Here is a 622-nt window from a genome sequence, read left to right on the forward strand (position 1 = left end):
GCTAATTGTTCTATCGTTACTGTTAGTGGTCTTTTTATTCTTCAACGGCCTTTGGGTCTTCTGGAAAATAAAGATAGCAAAACTTTAATCTGTATAACAAATAACTGTCCGCTCTCTTGTGCTTTGGTAACAGGAACATCTGGGGCCATGGGTCAATTTGATCGTCCTAGATCGTGATAGAAAGCTATAGGGAAGGCGATGAAACAGACCGCGGTGGACGAGTGAGGCCGTTGTTGTTTGTCATAGAAATATTTAAGCACCCATTTCCAGGGATCCGCTGCAGGAAGAGCCTGCTCCTGCTGTACAGCCAAAGCAGTGCTCTCCGGTAACAATAGATCTGTTGCAGAAACTGTTCCAGTCCGAATCGAAAATATAAGGTCTTTCAAGATTAGCCGCGCAGCCTAAGGCCAGGTTAAAATCGCAATCGTAAATAGTTCCATCCCAACCGACAGATATTTGGCTGCGGCACATCAGATTGGGAAGATTCGCCTGATTGAAGTTACTGTGCAACAACTTGATGTATTCATCTAGCTGCCCTTTATTTAACAGGCAGTCTTTAAAACGCCCTATCGGCATATTGGTTATTGTTAGTAACCTATCAAAGGTTATACCGTGTTGCTGC

General features: G+C 43.7%; 1 protein-coding gene. It reads right to left on the reverse strand.

Going from position 1 to position 622, the window contains the following annotated elements; all coding sequences use genetic code 11:
- Positions 1-252: 252 nt before the first annotated feature.
- Positions 253-622: DUF3641 domain-containing protein (locus tag SCJ97_11715; GenBank protein MDW7740695.1), on the reverse strand; the 370-nt coding region annotated here is incomplete at its 5' end.

This window comes from Bacillota bacterium, from assembly GCA_033549065.1.
Lineage (GTDB): Bacteria > Bacillota > Dethiobacteria > DTU022 > DTU022 > JAWSUE01.